Origin of the sequence: Celerinatantimonas sediminis (assembly GCF_046054195.1) — a bacterium.
GTDB lineage: Bacteria > Pseudomonadota > Gammaproteobacteria > Enterobacterales > Celerinatantimonadaceae > Celerinatantimonas.
The window spans coordinates 137,297-157,134 of sequence record NZ_JBEQCS010000001.1; the positions used below are offsets into that span (position 1 = coordinate 137,297).

The 19,838-nt window shown below is 46.2% G+C and carries 16 protein-coding genes; 3 read left to right on the forward strand and 13 right to left on the reverse strand.

Annotation, left to right across the window (positions count from 1 at the left end; translation table 11 throughout):
- The first annotated feature begins 361 nt into the window (after positions 1–361).
- Both ABTQ23_RS00675 and cueR read left to right on the forward strand, forming a co-directional pair.
- On the forward strand, positions 362–2,710 hold the full coding sequence (locus ABTQ23_RS00675) for a heavy metal translocating P-type ATPase (protein ID WP_408613692.1): 2,349 nt from the start codon (positions 362–364) through the stop codon (positions 2,708–2,710).
- Positions 2,711–2,742: 32 nt separating this feature from the next.
- Entirely contained in the window at positions 2,743–3,141 is a 399-nt protein-coding gene (gene cueR / locus ABTQ23_RS00680; RefSeq protein ID WP_408613693.1) for a Cu(I)-responsive transcriptional regulator, read from the forward strand.
- On the opposite strand, the gene ABTQ23_RS00685 is transcribed toward cueR, so the two are convergent.
- The 8 genes from ABTQ23_RS00685 to ABTQ23_RS00720 all read right to left on the reverse strand — a co-directional run bounded on the left by ABTQ23_RS00685 (position 3,115) and on the right by ABTQ23_RS00720 (position 11,948).
- Positions 3,115–3,504 (reverse strand): hypothetical protein, encoded by a 390-nt coding sequence (locus ABTQ23_RS00685; protein ID WP_408613694.1) that lies wholly within the window; start codon positions 3,502–3,504, stop codon positions 3,115–3,117. The genes cueR and ABTQ23_RS00685 overlap by 27 nt on opposite strands.
- A 70-nt stretch (positions 3,505–3,574) precedes the next feature.
- Positions 3,575–4,804, reverse strand: a complete 1,230-nt coding sequence (locus ABTQ23_RS00690; protein WP_408613695.1) for a sugar diacid recognition domain-containing protein — start codon at positions 4,802–4,804, stop codon at positions 3,575–3,577.
- A 23-nt stretch (positions 4,805–4,827) separates the two neighbouring features.
- Positions 4,828–6,018 carry a glycerate kinase gene (locus ABTQ23_RS00695; RefSeq protein ID WP_408613696.1) on the reverse strand — a complete coding sequence of 397 codons (1,191 nt, stop codon included), beginning with the start codon at positions 6,016–6,018 and terminating at the stop codon, positions 4,828–4,830.
- Positions 6,019–6,086: 68 nt separating this feature from the next.
- On the reverse strand, positions 6,087–6,980 hold the full coding sequence (gene garR, locus ABTQ23_RS00700) for a 2-hydroxy-3-oxopropionate reductase (protein ID WP_408613697.1): 894 nt from the start codon (positions 6,978–6,980) through the stop codon (positions 6,087–6,089).
- A gap of 44 nt (positions 6,981–7,024) precedes the next feature.
- Entirely contained in the window at positions 7,025–7,792 is a 768-nt protein-coding gene (gene garL / locus ABTQ23_RS00705) for a 2-dehydro-3-deoxyglucarate aldolase (RefSeq protein ID WP_408613698.1), read from the reverse strand.
- A gap of 58 nt (positions 7,793–7,850) precedes the next feature.
- Positions 7,851–9,188: an enolase C-terminal domain-like protein gene (locus ABTQ23_RS00710; protein ID WP_408613699.1), complete on the reverse strand. Its 1,338-nt coding sequence runs from the start codon at positions 9,186–9,188 to the stop codon at positions 7,851–7,853.
- Positions 9,189–9,218: 30 nt separating this feature from the next.
- Positions 9,219–10,553, reverse strand: a complete 1,335-nt coding sequence (locus ABTQ23_RS00715) for an enolase C-terminal domain-like protein (protein WP_408613700.1) — start codon at positions 10,551–10,553, stop codon at positions 9,219–9,221.
- 15 nt (positions 10,554–10,568) lie between these two features.
- Positions 10,569–11,948 (reverse strand): MFS transporter, encoded by a 1,380-nt coding sequence (locus ABTQ23_RS00720; RefSeq protein ID WP_408613701.1) that lies wholly within the window; start codon positions 11,946–11,948, stop codon positions 10,569–10,571.
- Positions 11,949–12,228: 280 nt separating this feature from the next.
- Between ABTQ23_RS00720 and garD the strand changes: the two genes are divergently transcribed.
- A complete protein-coding gene (garD, locus tag ABTQ23_RS00725; RefSeq protein WP_408613702.1) occupies positions 12,229–13,770 on the forward strand; it encodes a galactarate dehydratase in 1,542 nt (513 codons plus the stop codon).
- Positions 13,771–13,777: 7 nt separating this feature from the next.
- Here garD and fucR read toward each other — a convergent pair whose 3' ends face one another.
- From fucR to fucP, 5 genes are read right to left on the reverse strand one after another with little or no spacing between them, the layout of a single operon-like run.
- Positions 13,778–14,515: an L-fucose operon activator gene (gene fucR, locus ABTQ23_RS00730; RefSeq protein WP_408613703.1), complete on the reverse strand. Its 738-nt coding sequence runs from the start codon at positions 14,513–14,515 to the stop codon at positions 13,778–13,780.
- 49 nt (positions 14,516–14,564) lie between these two features.
- A complete protein-coding gene (fucU, locus tag ABTQ23_RS00735) occupies positions 14,565–14,987 on the reverse strand; it encodes an L-fucose mutarotase (protein ID WP_408613704.1) in 423 nt (140 codons plus the stop codon).
- 20 nt (positions 14,988–15,007) lie between these two features.
- On the reverse strand, positions 15,008–16,414 hold the full coding sequence (fucK, locus tag ABTQ23_RS00740) for an L-fuculokinase (RefSeq protein WP_408613705.1): 1,407 nt from the start codon (positions 16,412–16,414) through the stop codon (positions 15,008–15,010).
- 45 nt (positions 16,415–16,459) lie between these two features.
- Positions 16,460–18,235 carry an L-fucose isomerase gene (locus ABTQ23_RS00745; RefSeq protein WP_408613706.1) on the reverse strand — a complete coding sequence of 592 codons (1,776 nt, stop codon included), beginning with the start codon at positions 18,233–18,235 and terminating at the stop codon, positions 16,460–16,462.
- Positions 18,236–18,271: 36 nt separating this feature from the next.
- Complete coding sequence (fucP, locus tag ABTQ23_RS00750; RefSeq protein ID WP_408613707.1) at positions 18,272–19,597, reverse strand: L-fucose:H+ symporter permease; 1,326 nt, start codon at positions 19,595–19,597, stop codon at positions 18,272–18,274.
- Positions 19,598–19,838: the final 241 nt, after the last annotated feature.

Genomic DNA, 19,838 nt, shown 5'->3' on the forward strand with positions numbered 1-19,838 from the left:
TCTGGTGTTTAAGTCCCAAATTATCAAATTATATCTGGATTAAAACGCTATACCTTGGCAAGTTTTTTGCCGGGCCACTAACGAATAAAAACGATTCCTATCTGCACCTTTGTGCCCTTGATTTATAGATATATGAGCTCGGTCTCTCTTGTCGTTGAATATAAGTTAAATTGACGAACGAAAGAGGACTATCGATGCGTTTATAACGAAATCTTATGCGGCAAATCTGTATCTTGCTGACACACCTTGTTGATGCGTATCAAAAAAGCTCCCCATTTAGAAGGTATAACAGCTTGACCTTACTGTTGTAGGAAGGTTTATAGTTAATGCGTGTCCAAAAAGTGACCATGAGGAGATGACAATGTCTGATTCATTAACTATCCCTGTTGAGGGGATGCGTTGTGCCGGCTGCTCAAGCCGAGTCGAGCAAACGCTCAATGATTTGGGTGTGGTGAAATCTGCTAGCGTGAACCTAGCACTGAACCAAGCTCATATCGAACTTGATGATCCTAACTCATTAGGTGAAATCGTTGAAGCCTTGGATAAAGCTGGTTATCCAGCAACAACCGAGTCAAGTTTAGTGCACATTAAAGGAATGCGCTGTGCGGGTTGTTCTGCAGCTGTTGAGCGCGCTCTGGCGAAAGTTCCTGGCGTGATTAATGCTGAAGTAAACTACGCGCTTGGCCAAGCGAATGTGACAATTGTCGCAGGTCTTGGCTTAGATGGCACAATTAAACAAGCAATTGAAAATGCGGGCTACGAAGTAGAAGGAGACTCTTCTGCGGTAAAGCCTGAGGCACCGAAAACGAGCGCGGATTTTCCATGGCGATTGGTCGTGAGCATTGTGCTGACCATCCCGCTCCTGGTGCCAATGATCTTTCCTATCGCCGCATTACCGGGGGGTTGGCAGTGGCTGCTAGCCACTCCGGTCGAATTTATCATTGGCTGGCCGTTTATCAAAGGCGCTTGGCATGCGCTGCGTAATCGCTCAAGCAGCATGGATACGCTGGTCACCATGGGGACGTTCGCAGCCTATGGCTACAGTGTTTGGCTGCATTTAAGTGGTCATTCGCAGCATCTCTATTTCGATGGTGCTGCGGTCATTATCACTTTGATTGTATTTGGTCGCTACCTTGAATCTAGGGCGAAAGCTCGCGCCGCTAAAGCGGTCTCTGAGCTGATTAATGAAGCGCCAATGCAGGCTCATCGCATTGATGGGGATAACAGCGTTGATGTGAGCGTAGACAGCCTTAAAGCAGGCGATTGGTTGCTGATTAAACCCGGTGAGAAGGTTCCTGCTGACGGGATTGTTCGATGGGGCAGTTCAGCCTTTAACGAAGCGCTCATTACTGGCGAAAGTGAACCCGTCGCTCACCCACAAGGCGACACTGTTTTAGCCGGAAGCCTTAACGGTGAAGGGCTAGTTAAAATCGAAGTTACTCGAGCCAATGAAGACAGCACCTTGGGGCGCATGATCCAGATGGTCAGTGATGCCCAAGCGGGCAAAGCGCCAGTGCAAAAACTAGCTGATAAAATCAGTTTTTACTTTGTGCCGATTGTTCTTTCTATTGCCGTTGTCAGCTTTTTAGTTTGGGGCTTGGCATTTTCTGACTGGGCCAATGGCGCTATTGCTGCCATTTCGGTGCTGGTTATCGCCTGTCCTTGTTCTTTGGGGTTGGCCATCCCAACGGCATTAGTTGCCGGTACTGGCAGTGGCGCACGGTATGGTATTTTATACCGCAATATTGATGCGTTAGAGAAAACCCGACAGATTGATCAAGTCATTTTCGATAAAACCGGAACCTTAACGGTGGGTGAACCGAAACTTCACGCTGTTGATTGTGAAGGCTCTCAAGAGCTGTTATTGCAATTGGTCGCAAGTGCTCAGCAGGGAAGCCAACATCCTCTTGCCAAAGCAATGCTAGCCGCGAATGAGCAGCCGCTCATCGAGCTTGAGCACTTTGATAGCTATCCTGGGATGGGAATTTCGGCCACCCTTGATAACGATGCTAAAACCAATGTATTGATTGGGAATCAGGCGCTTTTAGAAAAATTTGAGATTGCGCTCGATGAAAGTTGGCAAAAACGCATGGCGGCGATGGATATGAGTGGTTCAAGTGTTTATGTCGCGATTGATGGCAAATTACACGGTATTATTGCAACTGCCGACCCTGTACGTGAAGATGCCGCTGCCGCCATTGCCAAATTGCAGCGCTCTGGCGTCACCAGCGTGATGTTAACGGGGGATCAGCAACGTGTGGCTGATGCTTTAGCTCATCAGCTTGGTTTGAGCGATTGGCAAGGCGAGCTTAAACCTCAAGATAAACTCAATGAGGTTAAAACACGCCAACAGCAAGGACATCATGTGCTGATGGTCGGTGATGGCGTCAATGATGCGCCTGCGCTGGCTCAAGCTGATGTCGGCATTGCCATGGGAAGCGGTAGTGACCTTGCCATCGAAAGTGCGGATGTTGCGCTGATGCGTGATGAGCCGATGTTAGTTGCCGATGCCGTACATTTAGCTCGTCAAACCTGGCGGATTATCCAGCAGAACTTATTCTGGGCATTTGGCTACAACGTCATTGGTATTCCGCTTGCCGCTTTTGGTTTGCTAAACCCTGCGATAGCGGGTGCGGCAATGGCTCTTAGTTCTGTGTCGGTTGTGACGAACTCTGTTCGTTTGACCCGCTGGCGGCCATCGAAGCATTAAGCTGAGGCGAAGGATAGGAATAGGAGGAAATCATGAAGATCGGAGAAGTCGCAAAACGGTGTGGTTTATCGGTAAAAACCGTTCGTTATTATCATGACATCGGATTGGTTCGAGCTCAACGTGCTGATAACGGTTATCGTAGCTATTCTCAGGCTCAGCTGGACCAATTACGGTTTTTAGGTAATTGTCGTAAAATTGGGTTTAGTTTAGAACAGTGTGAGCAATTACTATCGCTATATGTCAATAAGAATAGAGCATCATCAGATGTAAGGCGAATTGCTAATGCGCATTTAAGTGAAATTGAAGAGCGCATCGCCCAGTTATCTAAACTTCGTGACAGCTTGCATCAATTAGTGGGGTGTTGCGCCGGAAACAACTTGCCGGATTGCCCGATCCTTGATTCTCTAGCTGGTCATTCGAGCCTGCAATAAGCTAAGAGCATGTTGGCTGGCTTGCCACAGAGGCTGCCAGTCAACTTGACTGACACAAACCAACAGCAATAAAACGACCGCCAAATATAATAGTCTGCGCGTTCGTTTTAACGTCAGTGATAGCCGATTCAATTCCTGATGAAGTTGCCCATTTTGCTGATTAAACTGCTGTTCGCTCTGCTGTTGTTTACCTTGCGCTTGATTTAATACATCCAATTGTTGCGTCAGCTGGTCGATTTGCACATGCTGGTCATTTTGCATTTTCCAAAGCCGCATCTTGTCTTTTTCAAGAGTTGACAGCCTTTTTTCGGTGCGATCTAGCTGTGGCGCTTGATGAGAATTAGTTGATGAGCTTTGTTCCACAAGGCATTCGTTCGTAAATAGGATGGTAAGGTTAGTTTAATCAAGCGATGAGCAATAGAAAAGCTCTGTGTTATTGTTGACCAAGCGCCTCATTCAGCTGCAATCCAATATACAACAACATGCGATCAAAAAAGTTATTGCGAATATCGAGCCCGGTGAGATCGTGAACCTTATTCAGGCGATATTCCAGCGTATTGCGATGGATATATAGCGCATTGGCCGTCGGTGTTGATTGAATGTTGTGGTTAAACCATGTCAGTAAAGTCTTACGCAATAATCCGTTAGTATCCATGGTATTAAGACGCTCTAACGGACGGGTGAATTCGGTGGTCTGCCAACTGTCGCGAAGATAGTCCAATAATACGGGTAGGCGTAATTGTTGATAGTCATAAATACGCTGCTTTGGCGCGTAAGTTTTGCCTATTTTTAACGTGGTATACGCGGTGTGATAAGAGCGGCAAATGCCACCTTCACCATCAAAATAGCTCCCTAAGGCAATTCGCAGTTGTAGCTTTCCTTGGCCAGTAATATCTTTATAAAAGCGCTCAATTCGTTGTTTTAACCAAGAATAATTGAGCACCCCGGTGCGATTAAAAGCCGGTTTTAAGACCACTATTTGGTTTAAAGATACCCGAGCCACAAGGTTGTGATGATCGGGGCGTTTGAGCTGGTTTAACAGAGATTGCAGCTCAAAGATTGTATCGTTCACCGGCAGTTGCCCTGAGTCGATTTCAATCACCACGGCAATTCGCGCTTCGTTTAAATCTATTCCCAGCCGCCGAGCCCACTCTTGTGGTTCTTCACTTAAAGTTTCGTTGCGAATAAGGGCTAAAACGAGCTCTTCACGAAGACGTTGATCCTGCGCCAAAATCGTGAGTAGGCGCGATTGCTCAAGCATCATTTCTGCCGTCATGGTGACTAATTTGGCATATTGCTGCAGCTTTTGCGGATCGCCAGTTAAACCTATCACCCCAACAATTTTATTATCTTGGCGCATCGGCATATTAATACCGGGTTGTACGCCGCGAAGATGTTGCATCAAATTATCATTAATGGAGAACATCTCGCCATTTGCCAGTGCCAGCAAAGCGCCTTCATGTAGCTCGCCAATTCGCTCCATGTTCCCGCTACCGATGATAACGCCATGCTCATCCATGATATTGACGTTACATTGAATAATGTTCATGGTTCGAGAAACAATTTCTTGTGCCAATCGGTGATCAAGCCCGCGTTGGTAGTCGTAACTACTATTATTGGGCTGCGGATAACTCAGCGGTTTTGTGGAAATAATCGCGTCCATTATGATCTCATCGCCATTATCAACTATGACAAATGTTCAACAGAACTTAATTGAACGTCAGCAACGCACGAGCGGCCGATTTGTCGTCCTATATCTAATAACTGGGCAATATTTCTAGCGGTCGTCTGAAGGTTGATTGATGCCTCATCTAACGCACTTTTAAGCGAGCAAGGTTTTAGTATGACACTGAAAACGCAGTCCAAACCGTGACTGTACACAACTTCTACGTCATGGCTTAAGCTTCCTGCTATGCCTATCACAGGTTTGTGATATTTTTTGGCCAGTTTTGCGACACCAATCGGAACTTTGCCATGAACGCTTTGGCTATCAATTCGGCCTTCGCCAGTAATAATTAAGTCGGCATCTTTAAGACGATTTTCTAAATCAACCGCCTCCATGACCAAGTCTATTCCTGAGCACAAATGAGTATCTAAAAAAGCTAAAAGTGCCGCGCATATCCCGCCACCAGCTCCTGAGCCTGGATACTGAATAATGGTGTGACCTGTTAAATCTTCAAGTAATTCACCAAAGTGCGCCAGATTACGATCGAGCTGGTCGATCATCGCTTCATCAGCCCCTTTTTGCGGACCGAAAATGGCTGATGCGCCTTCTGGACCAATTAGCGGATTAGTGACATCGCAGGCGATAGTAATTCGGCATTTTTTAAGTGCTGGATCAAGTTGAGTGACATCGATTTTGCAAAGCTCGCTCAAGGCTCCGCCACCCCATGCGATATCTTGATTATTTCTATCTAATAAGCGTACTCCAATTGCTTGGAGCAGACCGGCCCCACCATCGTTGGTGGCACTTCCGCCAACGCCAAGGATCATATTTTCAGCGCCTCGTTTTGCCGCTTCTAACATGAGCTCACCGGTACCATAACTGGTGGTGAGCAGAGGATTGCGTTCACACTCATCAATTAGCATCAAACCGCTGGCTGTTGCCATTTCGATGATGGCTGTTTTGCCATCTTTGGAAAAGCCAATATGTGCTGGGACTGACTGCCCTAAAGGGCCTGTAACTTCAAGAGTAATAATGCGGCCATTAATGCCATTGACTAGCGCCTGAACGGTGCCTTCACCGCCGTCGGCCACGGGGACTAAATCATAGCGTTCATGCGGATAAATCTGTTGAAATCCCTTGGCGATATAATTAGCCACTTCAAAAGCACTCAGGCTTTCTTTAAATGAGTCCGGAGCGATAACAATCTTCATAGTAGATATCCATCTAAAAAATCAAATGAAGTAAACAAGGCAGCTAGGACCAACTAGCTGCCTATCAATCATTTGCGAACTTCAATGTTGGCCAATTTTTCATAATATTTGGCTAAGGCACTGTGGTCACATCCACCCAGATCTTCATTTTTAAGCACTTGCATCATTTCCATAACTGATGCAGTGAGCGGTAGGGCGCTGTGAGTGCCATGGCCTGTTTCAAGGGCATTGGCAAGATCTTTGATGTGCAAATCAATGCGAAAACCTGGTTTAAAGTTATTGCTCAATACCATCGGCGCTTTGGCATCTAAAACGGTACTGCCAGCTAGGCCACCGCGGATGGCTTGATAAACTAATTCAGGTTCAACCCCAGCTTTGGTTGCTAAAGTTAAAGCTTCTGACATAGCTGCAATGTTAATTGCAACAATGACTTGGTTGGCAAGTTTTGTGACGTTACCTGCGCCAATTTCGCCAGTGCGTACCACTGAGCCTGCCATGCAATCGAGCAGCGCTTTATATTGATCAAAGACGGCCTGTTTACCGCCAACCATGACTGACAAACTGCCATCAATTGCTTTGGGTTCACCGCCACTAACAGGTGCATCAAGCATTTCCACACCCAGTTTAGCCAATTCTGCTCCAATTTCGCGGCTTGCTAGTGGTGCGATTGAGCTCATATCAATCAGAGTACTGCCTGATTTAAAGCCTTCGGCAAGTCCTTTGTCACCAAACACAACTTCTTTAACATGCGGTGAGTTTGGCAACATGGTGATGACAACATCGACCTGCTGGGCTACTTCTTTGGATGAGTCAGCGCCAACGGCTCCAGCTTTTACCAGTTCGGTAATGGACTCATGGTTGTGATCATAAACAACGGTTTCATAACCGGCTTTGAGTAAATTTTTACACATAGGTTTACCCATAATACCTAAACCGACGAAACCAACTTTTTTACTAGTCATGCGTAACTCCTTGGTAAGAAATATCTGTGTTGTTGCCGAAACGACTATTTATAACGTTGTGCTAAAGCGAAACATGCGCCTTTAAACAGGCCTAAATCTGAACCCACGCCAACAAAGGTTGCGCCCCATTCAAGGTAACGCTGCGCGTCTTCATATTTTGGCGCTAAAATGCCGCTGGCTTTATTAGCAGCTTTTGCAACGCTAAAGACCTGCTGAATGATTTTTTGTACATCTGGATGGTTAGGGTTACCAAGATGACCCAACGATGCGGAAAGGTCCGCAGGACCGATGAAAATGCCATCAACACCATCGACTGCTGCAATTTTCTCAACGTTGTTAACCGCTTCTTGTGATTCAATCTGGACGATGACACTGATTTGTTCATCAATTTGGTCGAAATAACCTTCCAATGTGCCGAATTTATTGCTGCGATGAGCAACCGAGACGCCGCGAATGCCTTTAGGTGGATAGCGTGTTGCAGCCACTGCTAATTTGGCTTGTTCTTCGTTTTGAACGTAAGGAATTAAGAAGTTATAAAAGCCGATATCAAGCAGCTTTTTGATAACTTCAGGGCGGTTGATTTGCGGGCGCACGATTACTTCGCTAGGGCTCGTTTTTAAAGCCATTAACTGTGGAATGAGGTCGCTGAATTCGTTCGTTGAGTGTTCTACATCTAATAAAATCCAGTCAAAGCCAGCCATACCTAAAATTTCAGTTGAGATTGGGTTTGATAAGGCCGACCAGCAGCCGATTAATCTCTCTTTGGCGTGTAATTTTTGACGCAGCTGATTGGGAATAGTTGCTTCAGTCATGATTTATCCTTACAACCTGTTAAAGGTGATTCATTAAGTATTGATTTAGATGCAGCAACTAGTGCTCCATACATGGTTTTTTAGGGTCAAACTGCCAGCCTGGAATGAGATACTGCATCCCTTTGGCATCGTTACGAGCCCCAAGTTTTTGGTCAATGTAGAGCTGATGCGCTGCTTCAACCTGTTTCATATCGAGTTTGATACCAAGGCCTGGGCGTTGTGGAACCTGAACCATGCCGCCTTTGATAGCTAATGGTTCAACGGTTAAACGGTCCGTCCCTTCTTGCCAGATCCAGTGAGTATCAATCGCGGTGATGTCCCCAGGAGCTGCTGCTGCAACATGGGTAAACATTGCCAGTGATACATCAAAGTGGTTATTTGAATGAGAGCCCCAAGTGAGTCCCCATTCGTGACACATTTGAGCCACGCGCACTGAGCCTTGCATGGTCCAAAAGTGAGGGTCAGCCAATGGAATATCGACGCTATGCAACTTGATAGAATGCTGCATTTGGCGCCAGTCGGTTGCTATCATATTAGTGGCGGTTGGCAGGCTGGTTGCGCGGCGAAATTCAGACATGATTTCACGACCTGAAAAGCCTTGTTCTGCGCCACATGGATCTTCGGCATAAGCCAGTACACCAGTTAACTGGCGACCTAATTTAATGGCTTCATCCAGTAGCCATGCGCCATTAGGGTCTAGCGTGATGCGGGCATCTGGAAATTCTTCATGTAACGCTGTGACAGTTTGCGCTTCGACTTCACCGGCTAAAACGCCGCCTTTTAGTTTAAAATCTTCAAAGCCATATTTTTCATGGGCTGCTTGTGCCAGCGCAACAACCGTTGGCGTATCCATGGCTTTTTGCCTTCGCAGTCGGTACCAGTTATCGCTTTGGTTATCTTCGCGAAGATAAGGCAGGTCGGTTTGTTGCGTGTCACCGACATAGAATAGGTAGCCCAGCATTTTGACGCCATCGCGCTGCTGACCTTCGCCAAGCAGTGCCGCAACGGGTACATTGAGCGCTTGCCCTAAAAGGTCGAGCATCGCTGCTTCAATTGCAGTAACGGCGTGGATAGTAGTGCGCAAGTCAAATGTTTGCTGACCGCGGCCGCTGTCATCTCGTTTAGCAAAGGTGCGACGAACCTGATTCATCACATTTTTATACTCACCAAGGGTATGGCCGATGACCAACGATTTGGCGTCTTCTAAAGTTTGGCGAATTTTCTCACCGCCAGGGACTTCACCCACACCCTGATTGCCATTGGAATCAGAGAGAATCACTAAGTTGCGGGTGAAAAATGGTGCGTGAGCGCCACTTAAGTTCATTAACATACTGTCGCGCCCAGCAACCGGAATGACTTGCATATCGGTCACTTGCGGTGCACTTGAAAGACTCATTACATTCCCCTTCAAAATAAACTCATTTCGTTAATCACGGACCAAACATGGCCGTTTGCGATCAAATTGCCATCCTGGGATAAGATATTGCATTGCACGGGCATCATCGCGTTTACCATTGGGCAGGCTTTGATAGAGTTGATGCGCTTTGTTGAGCTGTTCTTTATCCAAGGTGATTCCTAGCCCTGGTGCGTCAGGAACGTGAATTTGACCATCAATTATTTGCAGTGGATGCTGGGTTAAATGCTGACCTTCTTGCCAGATCCAATGCGTGTCGATAGCGGTTGGATTGCCTGGGACGGCGGCGCCAACTTGGGTGAACATTGCCAGCGAAATATCAAAATGGTTATTAGAGTGACAGCCCCAAGTCAGCCCCCATTCGTTACACAATTGAGCAACCCGTACTGCGCCGCTTAATGTCCAAAAGTGAGGATCGGCTAACGGGATATCGATTGAATCCAGTTTGATTGCAGCATTGAGCTCTCGCCAGTTTGTCGCGATCATGTTAGTGGCGACTGGGATCCCAGTCGCATTTTTAAATTCGGCCAAAACTTCGCGTCCCGAGAAGCCTTGTTCGGCGCCACATGGGTCTTCTGCGTAGGCCAAATCATCTTTGAGCTGTTTGGCTAGTGAAATGGCTTCATCAAGTAACCAAGCACCATTTGGGTCGATGGTAATCCGGGCATCGGGAAATGCCGCCGCTAGCTGATGAACGGTTTCGGCTTCTTGCTCTGAGCGCAGAACACCGCCTTTGAGTTTGAAGTCTTTAAATCCATAGCGACTTTTAGCAGCACTTGCCTGATTGACAATGGCTTGCGGCGTCATTGCGCTTTGGCGGCGAACTTGATACCAAGGATGACCATCTTGCGCCTGCGGGTAGGGCATATCTGTTTTAGCGCCATCACCGACGTAAAATAGGTAGCCCAAAACTGTGACGGCATCTCGCTGTTTGCCAGGGCCGAGCAGTTCACAAACTGGCACATTCAGATGTTGGCCTAACAGGTCCAGTAGTGCGGCCTCAATGGCTGCAACAGCGTTGACTCTTAGCTCAAACGTCCACGCACCTTGGCCAAAAACATCAAAATCAGAAGCTTGATTGGCATGGTGAATTTGATGTACCAATCGATTGCAACAGGCAATAGGTTGGTCAATCAGCAACGAGCCTGCTTGGTTTAAAGTCTTCTCGATGACTTCCCCGCCAGGTGCTTCCCCCAGACCAATATGGCCACTGTTGTCATGAATGATGACAATATTGCGAGTAAACACTGCGCCGTGAGCACCACCGATGTTGAGCAACATGCTGTCAAAACCGGCAACCGGAACGACTTCTACTTGTGTAATTAATGGGGTTGAACTAAGAGTCATTACTTTTTCCTTAATTTAAACTGCCAGAGCGGGTGACAATTTCATGCGCTGGATTTTGCCGACGATAAAGACGTAACTGAAAATCGCGACCAGAGCATGAATACCGACGTAAACAAGAGCCCCGTTGTAAGAACCTGTTGTGGCGATGATGTAACCGATAGTAATCGGGGTGATAATGCCGGCTAAATTACCGATAGTGTTGAAAATCCCACCACTTAAACCAGCCACTTCTTTCGGTGCGGTATCAGACATAACCGCCCAGCCCAGAGCGCCAACGCCTTTGCCAAAGAAAGACAGCGCCATAAAGGCAACGATTAACCATTGGGTGTCGACGTAGTTGCATACCACCATTGAGGTTGAGAGCAACATGCCGCAAATAATGGGGGTTTTTCTGGCCCAAGTGAGTGAAAGCCCTCTGGCTAGTAGAAAGTCAGAGATAACGCCACCGGAGATCCCGCCTAAGAAGCCACAAATTGCAGGGATTGCCGCGACAAAGCCAGCTTGCAAGATAGACATGCCGCGAGCTTGAACCAGATAAACTGGAAACCAAGTTAAAAAGAAATAGGTCATCCCATTTACGCAATACTGACCTAGATAGATACCGAGCATCATTCTTGAGCTCATTAGCTCTTTAATCGCTTGGCCTTTAGAAACGACTGGTTCATCCGTTGTTTTTTCAGCTTTGGCCGCTTTTGGGTCAACTTTTTTATCCATGTTGATAAGAGCGCCCCCATCTTCTAAGTATTTGAGCTCCGCTTTATTCACATGTGGATGTTGATTCGGTGGGTAAATAACTTTCTGCCACATAAATGCGGCAATAAAGCCGATAATCCCCATAAAGAAGAAGACGTGATGCCAACCAAAGCTGTGAGTAAGCCAGCCCATGATTGGGGCAAAAATGACAGTGGCAAAGTATTGCGCCGAGTTAAATATTGCCGATGCTGTGCCACGTTCTTGTGCTGGGAACCAAGCTGCGACGACTCGGCTGTTACCTGGAAATGCAGGGGATTCACAAATGCCGACTAAAAAGCGTAGTAAAAAGAGTACGGCAATGACCGATGCTCCAGGGAATAGAGTGATAAACCCTTGGGCAAAAGTGAATATTGACCAGGTGATAATTGACACGAGATACACTTTCTTGGAGCCAAATTTATCAAGCAGTAATCCGCCAGGGATCTGCCCAATCACATAGGCCCATGAAAAGCCGGAGAAAATAAATCCCATCGCAACAGAGCTAATGCCCAGCGCGTGAGACATTGGATCTCCGACGATAGAAAGCGTTGCTCGGTCACCGTAGTTGACGGATGTAATAATAAACAGCATTGCTACAATCCAGTAGCGCGCATGCGTTTGACTTTTCGCGACTGTCGCAGCTTGCGATTTTATGTGTTCCATAGTCTTTCAGCCTCTTAAATTGAGTTTGTTCGTGTAGGGCGTTTAGCTGTTTTATTTATTTGTTTTTCGTTATGTATTTATTGTAAGAAGCTTGATAGGTACAGCGCATTGGGCGGCTGACTTAAGATCCTTGGCTGATTTGGGTTATTTTCTGGCGAATGCCCAAAAAGATGGTTGCTCAATCACAAACTGTGATTTGTCATAATCAATAGTTGTTGAGATCACAGCGGCTTAGTTTGATAGTGGAACCTAAGCAAAGTTGCTTTATAAAGGTGTGCTAATGAAGACAAGTTCATCACTCATCCAAGTGGATGAGCATGATAATGTGGCCATTGTGACGGCAATTAACGGCCTGAGCGCTGGAACTATCGTCAATGACCACATCGAGTTACAAGAAGAAGTCCCAATGGGCCATAAAGTTGCGCTTGTTGACCTTAAAAAAGGCGATGAGATCTGCCGTTATAATCAGGTGATTGGCTATGCCGTCAGTGATCTGCCAGCAGGAAGCTGGATTCATCAGTTTCGGGTTGAGTTGCCAACAGCTCCGGCTCTGGATGAACTTCCCTTAGATTATGGTCATGGAGAGGTTCAAGAACCACTAAGTGGTTACTATTTCGATGGTTATCGTAATCCTGATGGCTCAGTGGGAACCCAGAACTTGCTAGCTGTTACTACCACCGTGCATTGTGTGGCTGGTGTGGTCGATTATGTTGTTGCGAAAATCGAGCAGGAGCTATTGCCCAAATATCCGAATGTCGATGGGGTGGTTGCGCTTAACCATCTATATGGGTGTGGCGTGGCGATTAATGCTCCGGCGGCGGTTGTGCCAATTCGCACTTTGCACAATTTAACCAAAAATCCTAATTTCGGATCTGAAGTTTTGGTTGTTGGTTTGGGCTGCGAGAAGTTAACGCCTGAGCGGCTACTTGAGGCACCAAATGATAATATTGAGGTTCCTCAAGAGCAGATTATTATGCTGCAGGATGAACGTCATCTGGGTTTTGGGGCGATGGTCGAAGACATTTTGCACCAAGCCGATAAGCTTTTGGCAAAACTCAATCAACGCCAACGTGAACGCTGCCCGGCATCAGATTTGGTGATTGGTGTGCAATGTGGTGGCAGTGATGCTTTTTCTGGTGTGACGGCAAACCCTTCGGTGGGCTATGCAGCGGATATGTTGGTGCGTTGCGGTGCAACTGTAATGTTCTCAGAAGTTACCGAAGTGCGTGATGCCATTCATCTGTTGGTGCCAAGAGCCTCTGATGAAACAGTCGCAAAAGGGCTGATTGAACAGATGCGCTGGTACGATAATTATCTGGAGCAGGGTAAAACAGATCGCAGCGCTAACCCATCGCCAGGAAACAAAAAAGGTGGATTAGCCAATGTGGTGGAAAAAGCGTTGGGTTCCATTGCTAAATCGGGCCGTTCTCCTATCGTTGAAGTTCTAGCACCTGGCGAAAGACCGACTAAAAAAGGGCTTATTTTTGCGGCAACACCGGCCAGTGATTTTGTCTGTGGTACTCAGCAACTTGCTAGCGGTATCACCTTGCAAGTATTTACCACCGGTCGCGGCACGCCATATGGGCTTAAAGCCGTTCCGGTCATCAAAATGGCAACCAACAGTGCGTTGGCAAACCGTTGGGATGACTTAATTGACATCAATGCGGGTGTCATTGCCGAAGGAAATGCCAGCATTGAACAGGTTGGTCAACAACTCTTTGAGATGATCCTCGCGGTTGCGAGCGGCCGACATGAGACCTGGGCGCAGCGATGGAAACTCTATAATCAGCTGTCAGTCTTTAACCCAGCGCCAGTGACTTGATTTAACGCTATTGGATAAGTTGCTCTATCGTATCGGTATCAAGATCCGATACGATATGAGTAATCTCATCAAGATGGCCAATTTCTATTTCTCGCGAGCGATTAAATTTACTTTTATCAGTTAGCAGCAGCGTTTGGTTGGCTTTTTTTAACAATAGTGATTTAAATTCCGCATTATAAATATTCGAGTCATATAATTTTCCTTCCGGGTCAATAGCCGCACAAGAAAAAATAAACAGATCTATATCGATTTTTCTAAGCTGAATTAATAAGTTAGGATTTACATAACACTCGTATTTTCTAAGTAATGTTCCGCCGGTACAGATGAGAGTAATCCGATGGCGTTTGGCTATTTCATGGCAAACTCGCAGGCTGTTGGTGTAGATAGTGATATCCATATCGGGTAGCTGTTTGGCTAGATACCAACAGGTGGAGCTTGCATCTAGCGCGATGACCATATCTTTTTCAATCCAGTGTAGTGCATGACGGGCAATATCTGCCTTGCTGGCAAAGTGGCTACGCAAGCGAGAATAAAATGACTCACCATTGTCGGTTGCTGTTTGTTGAACCAACTGGGCACAACCGTACTGACGGCTGACTAATCCCTGTTGCTGAAGGTAACTTAAGTCTCTGCGAATCGTCTCCTGACTGACGCGTAACGAGCAGGCAAGCTCGTTGGTGCTCAGAGATCCATGAATAGTAAGTAATCGAATAACGGCTTGTTGGCGTTCCGATTTGGTATTCATCTCTATCTCCTTACATTCCCCCACAATAAGTGAGGGAATGTAAGATAGATTACTGTATCACCCCTTTTTTTAACAAAACATTTCCATATTTGGCTGTTTCGCCTGTGATTACGATCGCAAATGCCTGTTTAGTGCGCTCATAAAAAGCGTAGCGATCAATGCGAACGACTTCTATTGGATGCTCTGGGTCATAAAGCGCTTTTAAATAGCGATCTTCAACACTAGGGTCGAGGCTGTCACCTTCGACAACCGCCATCATGACAACTGGCGGTGCGTAAGTATCTAGAGCAATTAATGGGGCAATGGCAGCTAACAGTTGGTCGGCTGATAACCCATCGGCTCGAATCACCTGCGGGCCTAAACTGTGGGCGGGAAAATGGGCATCAGAGAAAACGATTTCGTCACCATGGCCCATTTCGCAGAGAACTTTTAACAGCTGAGGTGAAATCAACGGTGAAATATTTTTTAGCATAAAATCTCCTTTTGCCGGGGTTAATGGCTCGGCTGAATATAGTGATAATGATGTTCAAAACCTGCTTGAGCCTGGGCGATGCTGTCGTAACGCTTAATTCCTGCAAACGCGAACATTGCCGCCCCTAAAACGGTCGTTTCAGGTTCATCAAGTATTTTGAGTGTTTTGCCTGTAGCGTTGGCTTTGAGTTGGTTCCAGAGCGGATTTCGTGTCCCGCCACCGACCATTAAAATTTGTTCGCTTTTAAAGTGGGCAATTGCTTCGAGCGTTAAAAGATTGTCACTTAAGGTCTGCGCCAGATGCTCTAGTGCGGCTCGATAAAAATGGGCGCGTTGCGTATTTAAAGCTAGCCCTTGCCAGCCCGGATGAGATGCTGGATTTAACAATGAACCCTGCATTTGCAGCCCTTCGCAACCGGCTGGAACTTGTCGGGCAGCCTCAATCATCTGCTGATAGACATCGGGTTTGGCTTCTTTGGGCCAGAATAGCTCTCGAACCCATTCCAGTGTTCCTGATGCTAGCCACTGTAAGCCGGGGGTGAATAGGCCGCTGCAGGCATCTAGCTCACATGTGGACCCCGGATAGTTAGACAATGACTGCGTATCAATGGCGGTGGTGCGAGCCATCAAAATCTCCCAGGTTCCGGATGAGAGCACGGGTTGGTTTGGCTGAGCACCTGAGCCAATCAGCGCAAATTGGGTATCATGGCCTGTGGATATTACCGGAACTGGCTTTTTGAGCCCCAGTTCGCGAGCGGCTTTTTCGCGAAGGACCCCAATCGGTTCTGATGCCTGTACCATGGGTGGAAATAGATCTGCATTAAGACCAATGGCATCTAGAATTTCTTGGCTAAATTGTTCTTGATGAATATCTAACAGCTGGCTCGTCCCAGCCATGGTTCTATCGGTGCTCGTCACCCCCGTTAAGCGATAGTTGATTAACGATGAGATAAACAGCCAAGCATGAGCTTTATCAATCAGTTCTGGGTGATTTTCTTTTAGCCAGATTAATTTATAGATAGTGTTAAAGCTAAAACTGCCCACGCCGGATATGCTCTGTAGGCGCTTAGCATCGATGTACTTATCAATTGATTCCATCACTTCGATGGTGCGAGGGCATTTCCAACTGATGATCGGATGGAGCAGATTTCCTTTAGCATCGATTAGTGTGCCATCAACGCCAAATGTGGTGACCGTTAGCGCAACTACTTGATAGTCACTTAACTGTGGCATCAATGCTCTAGCGCATTGATTTAACTGGTTCATGATGTTTTCCAATGACCAAATATGCCATTGGGAATGCTGAGAGTCGGATTCGGTCTGGTTGGCAGCGGTTTGTTTTGCCACGATACGACCACTTGCATTGACGGCAATTGCTCGCAGATTCGTCGCTCCGCAATCTAAAACGATAATGACTTCATTATCCATTTTAAATCTCCCTTGTGGCGGGTATGAAACCCGCCACAGACTGAGTTATTTATACAATGGACCATAGTTTTGACAAGCGCGGTAATCTTGTCCTTCGCTATCCATCCCAAAGCTTGCCCAAGCGGATGGCCGGTAGATTTTGTCGTCGCTGACGTTGTGCATACAAACCGGAATTCGCAAAATCGAAGCAAGTGTAATTAGGTCTGCGCCGACGTGTCCTGGACATAATACGCCGTGGTTAGCGCCCCAATTTGCCATGACCGAATAGACATCTTTAAACGCGCCTTCACCGGTTAGGCGCGGTGTAAACCAAGTCGTTGGCCAGGTTGGATCGGTACGTTCATTGAGTTTGTTATGCACATCTTCTGGCAGTTCAAGGCTCCAGCCTTCGGCAATTTGCAGCACTGGCCCTAAGCCTTTGACCAGATTCAGTCGGCTCATGGTAAAGGCGATGCCACCTTTGGTTAAAAAGCGTGATGAGAACCCGCCGCCACGGAAGTATTCGCGGTTCGCCGCACACCAGTCGGTTGCGTCCAAACAGGCGAGCGCTTCTTGAGTTGAAACGTCCCAGAACGGTTTGACTGTCGGGTTCCCTCGGCTGTCTTTTTGCTGACCACTGCCATCAAGGGCGGCTGCACCTGAGTTTATCAGGTGAATAAAGCCTTGGGCGGCTTGACCGGTTAGGTGAGTGCCGGTGACGCGCTCGACCGCTTCGCTTGACCAATAAGTTCGCACATCCGCAAAGACTTGAGCAGCGCCTGTTAGCATGTTGCCAAATAGCATGGCAACCCCATTGAGGCTATCATTTTCAGTTGCTAACAGATGCGGGCGACGAATCCCGTTCCAGTCAAATGAGCTATTGAGCAGCGCTTCGGCCGTATCGCCATTTGGATATTGGTCAGTCCAGTGCCGCTGGCCTTGGAAGCCCGCTAGAATTGCGTTATAACCCAATGATTCTTCGATAAATCCTTTTTCTGCAACTTTGGCACTACCGTCCATCATATCGCGAATGCAGATAGCCATTGTGAGCGACTCTTTCAGGGCGCTTTGGCTATCAACGGCAGAGAGTTTATTCTGTTCTTTGTTGGTATCTTCAGCAAAATGAAAATGTTCTTTTGCCCAGCTCATAGCTTGAGCTAGCTCATCTTCATCATAGATTTTTTTATCGATACGTCGGCGCAGTTCTGTCATATCGACTGTTTGAACTTTCATGCCAAGGTAGGATTCAAAAAAGTCATGGTTAACGATAGACCCGGCAATCCCCATTGCGACGTTGCCAACGGATAGATAGCTGCGCCGTTTGATATCTGCAACCGCTAACCCCGCTTTAGCAAAGCGCAGTAATTTCGCCTGAACATCAGCTGGAATGGAATCATCATCGGCATCTTGCACGTTTTGTCCATAGATTGAAAATGCTGGGATCCCTTTTTGGTTGTGAGCGGCCAGTGCGGCTGCTAGATAAACGGCTCCAGGTCTTTCGGTGCCATTAAAACCCCAAATAGCTTTCGGTCGCTGAGGGTCCATATCGACGGTTTCGCTGCCATAACACCAGCAAGGCGTAACGGTAATCGTTAGCTCGACATGTTCGGCCAAAAATTTTTCTTCACAGGCTTCAGCTTCGGCCATTCCAGCGATGCATGTGTCAGAGATGACACATTCAACGGCGCTGCCATCGAAATGTTTTAATTTACTGGTGAGCAAATCGGCGGTGATTTGAGCCATGTGCATGGTTTGTTCTTCCAATGACTCGCGAACCCCCATTCGACGGCCGTCAATAACGGGGCGAATCCCAATTTTGGGTAAGAATTTATCTTTATTCATTGCAAACCTCTCTTAATGACTGAACTCAGTCGTTAGTTATAATGTTTTATTTTCTGGTGTTGATCTAAATTTGGCGAATATAAAGATAACCAGAAAACATAGAGCAGGAATTAATTCTGCTGTTGGAATATTTCCGGCTGCATCACTTACAAATCCCATAATTGGTGTAACAACCCCACCACCAATAATTCCCATTACAATAAATGACGAACCATATTTTGTATCTCGTCCTAAGCTTTTAATTCCAAGTGAAAAAATAGTAGGGTATTGAATAGACATAAACATACTGCAGAGCGTTAAGGCAATGAGCCCAACATGCCCTTTAGCGGCTGCTGATATTAAACAAAGAATCATCGCAATTAATGCATATAACGCTAATACTTTATTTGGTTTATAACGTCGAACAAGCCATGTACCACTGATACGGCCAATAAAGAAGCAAACCATTGTTGCCGTTAGATAATTAGCCGCGAAGCTGGCAGTAACATTGGGTAATTCCTCAACTGCATAGCGAATTAAATAGCTCCAACATGCTGTTTGTGCACCGACATAACAGAACTGAGATAATACTGCCCAACGCCAGTGACGTTTATGAATCAAACGTTTAATTGATGGAATAAGTTGATCGTCAGTAGTGACTTGTTCTTCATCTTTAATTTTTGGAAAAGATGTTATCGCAATTAAAATTGCAATAAATAGGACGACACCAACAATCATCAAATATGGATTTTGCACCGCCAGCACTAGGCTATGTTTGTAGTTTGAAAGCTGCTCTGGGCTCATGGCCTGTTGCGCTGCTTCACTTTGGTGTGGGACATGGGCCAGAATCAAGCCTTGACCGAAAACAACCGCTAAAATTGAGCCAAATGAGTTAAATGTCTGGGCAAGATTGATGCGAAAGTGTCCAGTTTCTTCTGGCCCAAGAACCGTTACAAAGGGGTTCGCAGCAGTTTCCAAGCAACCTAAACCTGCGGCAATGACAAACAAGCCAATCAAGAACAAGCTGTAGTTCATGGTTGATGCTGCTGGCCAGAACAATGCAGCGCCTGCGGCATAAAATAATAATCCGATTAATATTCCAGATTTATATCCCAGTTTTTTCATCAATATCCCAGCTGGGATCGGAATAATAAAATAGCCAAAATAAAATGAAGATTGAATCAGGCCTGCTTGGAAATTACTTAATGTAAATGCCTGTTGAAATTGTGGCAATAAAATATCATTTAAGTTATTAGCGACAGCCCAGAGAAAAAATAATGAACACAGCAATGAAAAAGGAATCAATGCTTTGCCTTTACTATTTGTATTCTCCAGCGATTTGTCATATTCGGCATGATGGTGGTGAATTGTTAAAAGTCCCATAGTCCTCTCCACACATTGTGATTTTAGGGGAACAACTATTTAAAAAGGTTGAGCAAATTAAACTTTGCTTATTTTTTAGAAGGAGTGATGGGTAATCTTTGATAGCTGTCACATTCAATTTATCCTGAGGTTTTTTTGTGATTATTATCACAGGGTAATTGGACTGTTTTGCTCGATGTGAATAGATATACTTAATATATTAATTTTTAATCTGCCCGATTGGGTTTGTTTTAATTTTAAA

Bases quoted from the DNA above. Each gene is read 5' to 3' on its own strand.
- ABTQ23_RS00690 (WP_408613695.1), bottom strand. From the start codon at position 4,804: ATGGACGCGATTATTTCCACAAAACCGCTGAGTTATCCGCAGCCCAAT.
- cueR (WP_408613693.1), top strand. From the start codon at position 2,743: ATGAAGATCGGAGAAGTCGCAAAACGGTGTGGTTTATCGGTAAAAACC.
- garD (WP_408613702.1), top strand. From the start codon at position 12,229: ATGAAGACAAGTTCATCACTCATCCAAGTGGATGAGCATGATAATGTG.
- ABTQ23_RS00695 (WP_408613696.1), bottom strand. From the start codon at position 6,018: ATGAAGATTGTTATCGCTCCGGACTCATTTAAAGAAAGCCTGAGTGCT.
- ABTQ23_RS00710 (WP_408613699.1), bottom strand. From the start codon at position 9,188: ATGAGTCTTTCAAGTGCACCGCAAGTGACCGATATGCAAGTCATTCCG.
- ABTQ23_RS00675 (WP_408613692.1), top strand. From the start codon at position 362: ATGTCTGATTCATTAACTATCCCTGTTGAGGGGATGCGTTGTGCCGGC.
- fucR (WP_408613703.1), bottom strand. From the start codon at position 14,515: ATGAATACCAAATCGGAACGCCAACAAGCCGTTATTCGATTACTTACT.
- ABTQ23_RS00720 (WP_408613701.1), bottom strand. From the start codon at position 11,948: ATGGAACACATAAAATCGCAAGCTGCGACAGTCGCGAAAAGTCAAACG.
- fucU (WP_408613704.1), bottom strand. From the start codon at position 14,987: ATGCTAAAAAATATTTCACCGTTGATTTCACCTCAGCTGTTAAAAGTT.
- ABTQ23_RS00715 (WP_408613700.1), bottom strand. From the start codon at position 10,553: ATGACTCTTAGTTCAACCCCATTAATTACACAAGTAGAAGTCGTTCCG.
- fucP (WP_408613707.1), bottom strand. From the start codon at position 19,597: ATGGGACTTTTAACAATTCACCACCATCATGCCGAATATGACAAATCG.
- ABTQ23_RS00745 (WP_408613706.1), bottom strand. From the start codon at position 18,235: ATGAATAAAGATAAATTCTTACCCAAAATTGGGATTCGCCCCGTTATT.
- garL (WP_408613698.1), bottom strand. From the start codon at position 7,792: ATGACTGAAGCAACTATTCCCAATCAGCTGCGTCAAAAATTACACGCC.
- garR (WP_408613697.1), bottom strand. From the start codon at position 6,980: ATGACTAGTAAAAAAGTTGGTTTCGTCGGTTTAGGTATTATGGGTAAA.
- fucK (WP_408613705.1), bottom strand. From the start codon at position 16,414: ATGGATAATGAAGTCATTATCGTTTTAGATTGCGGAGCGACGAATCTG.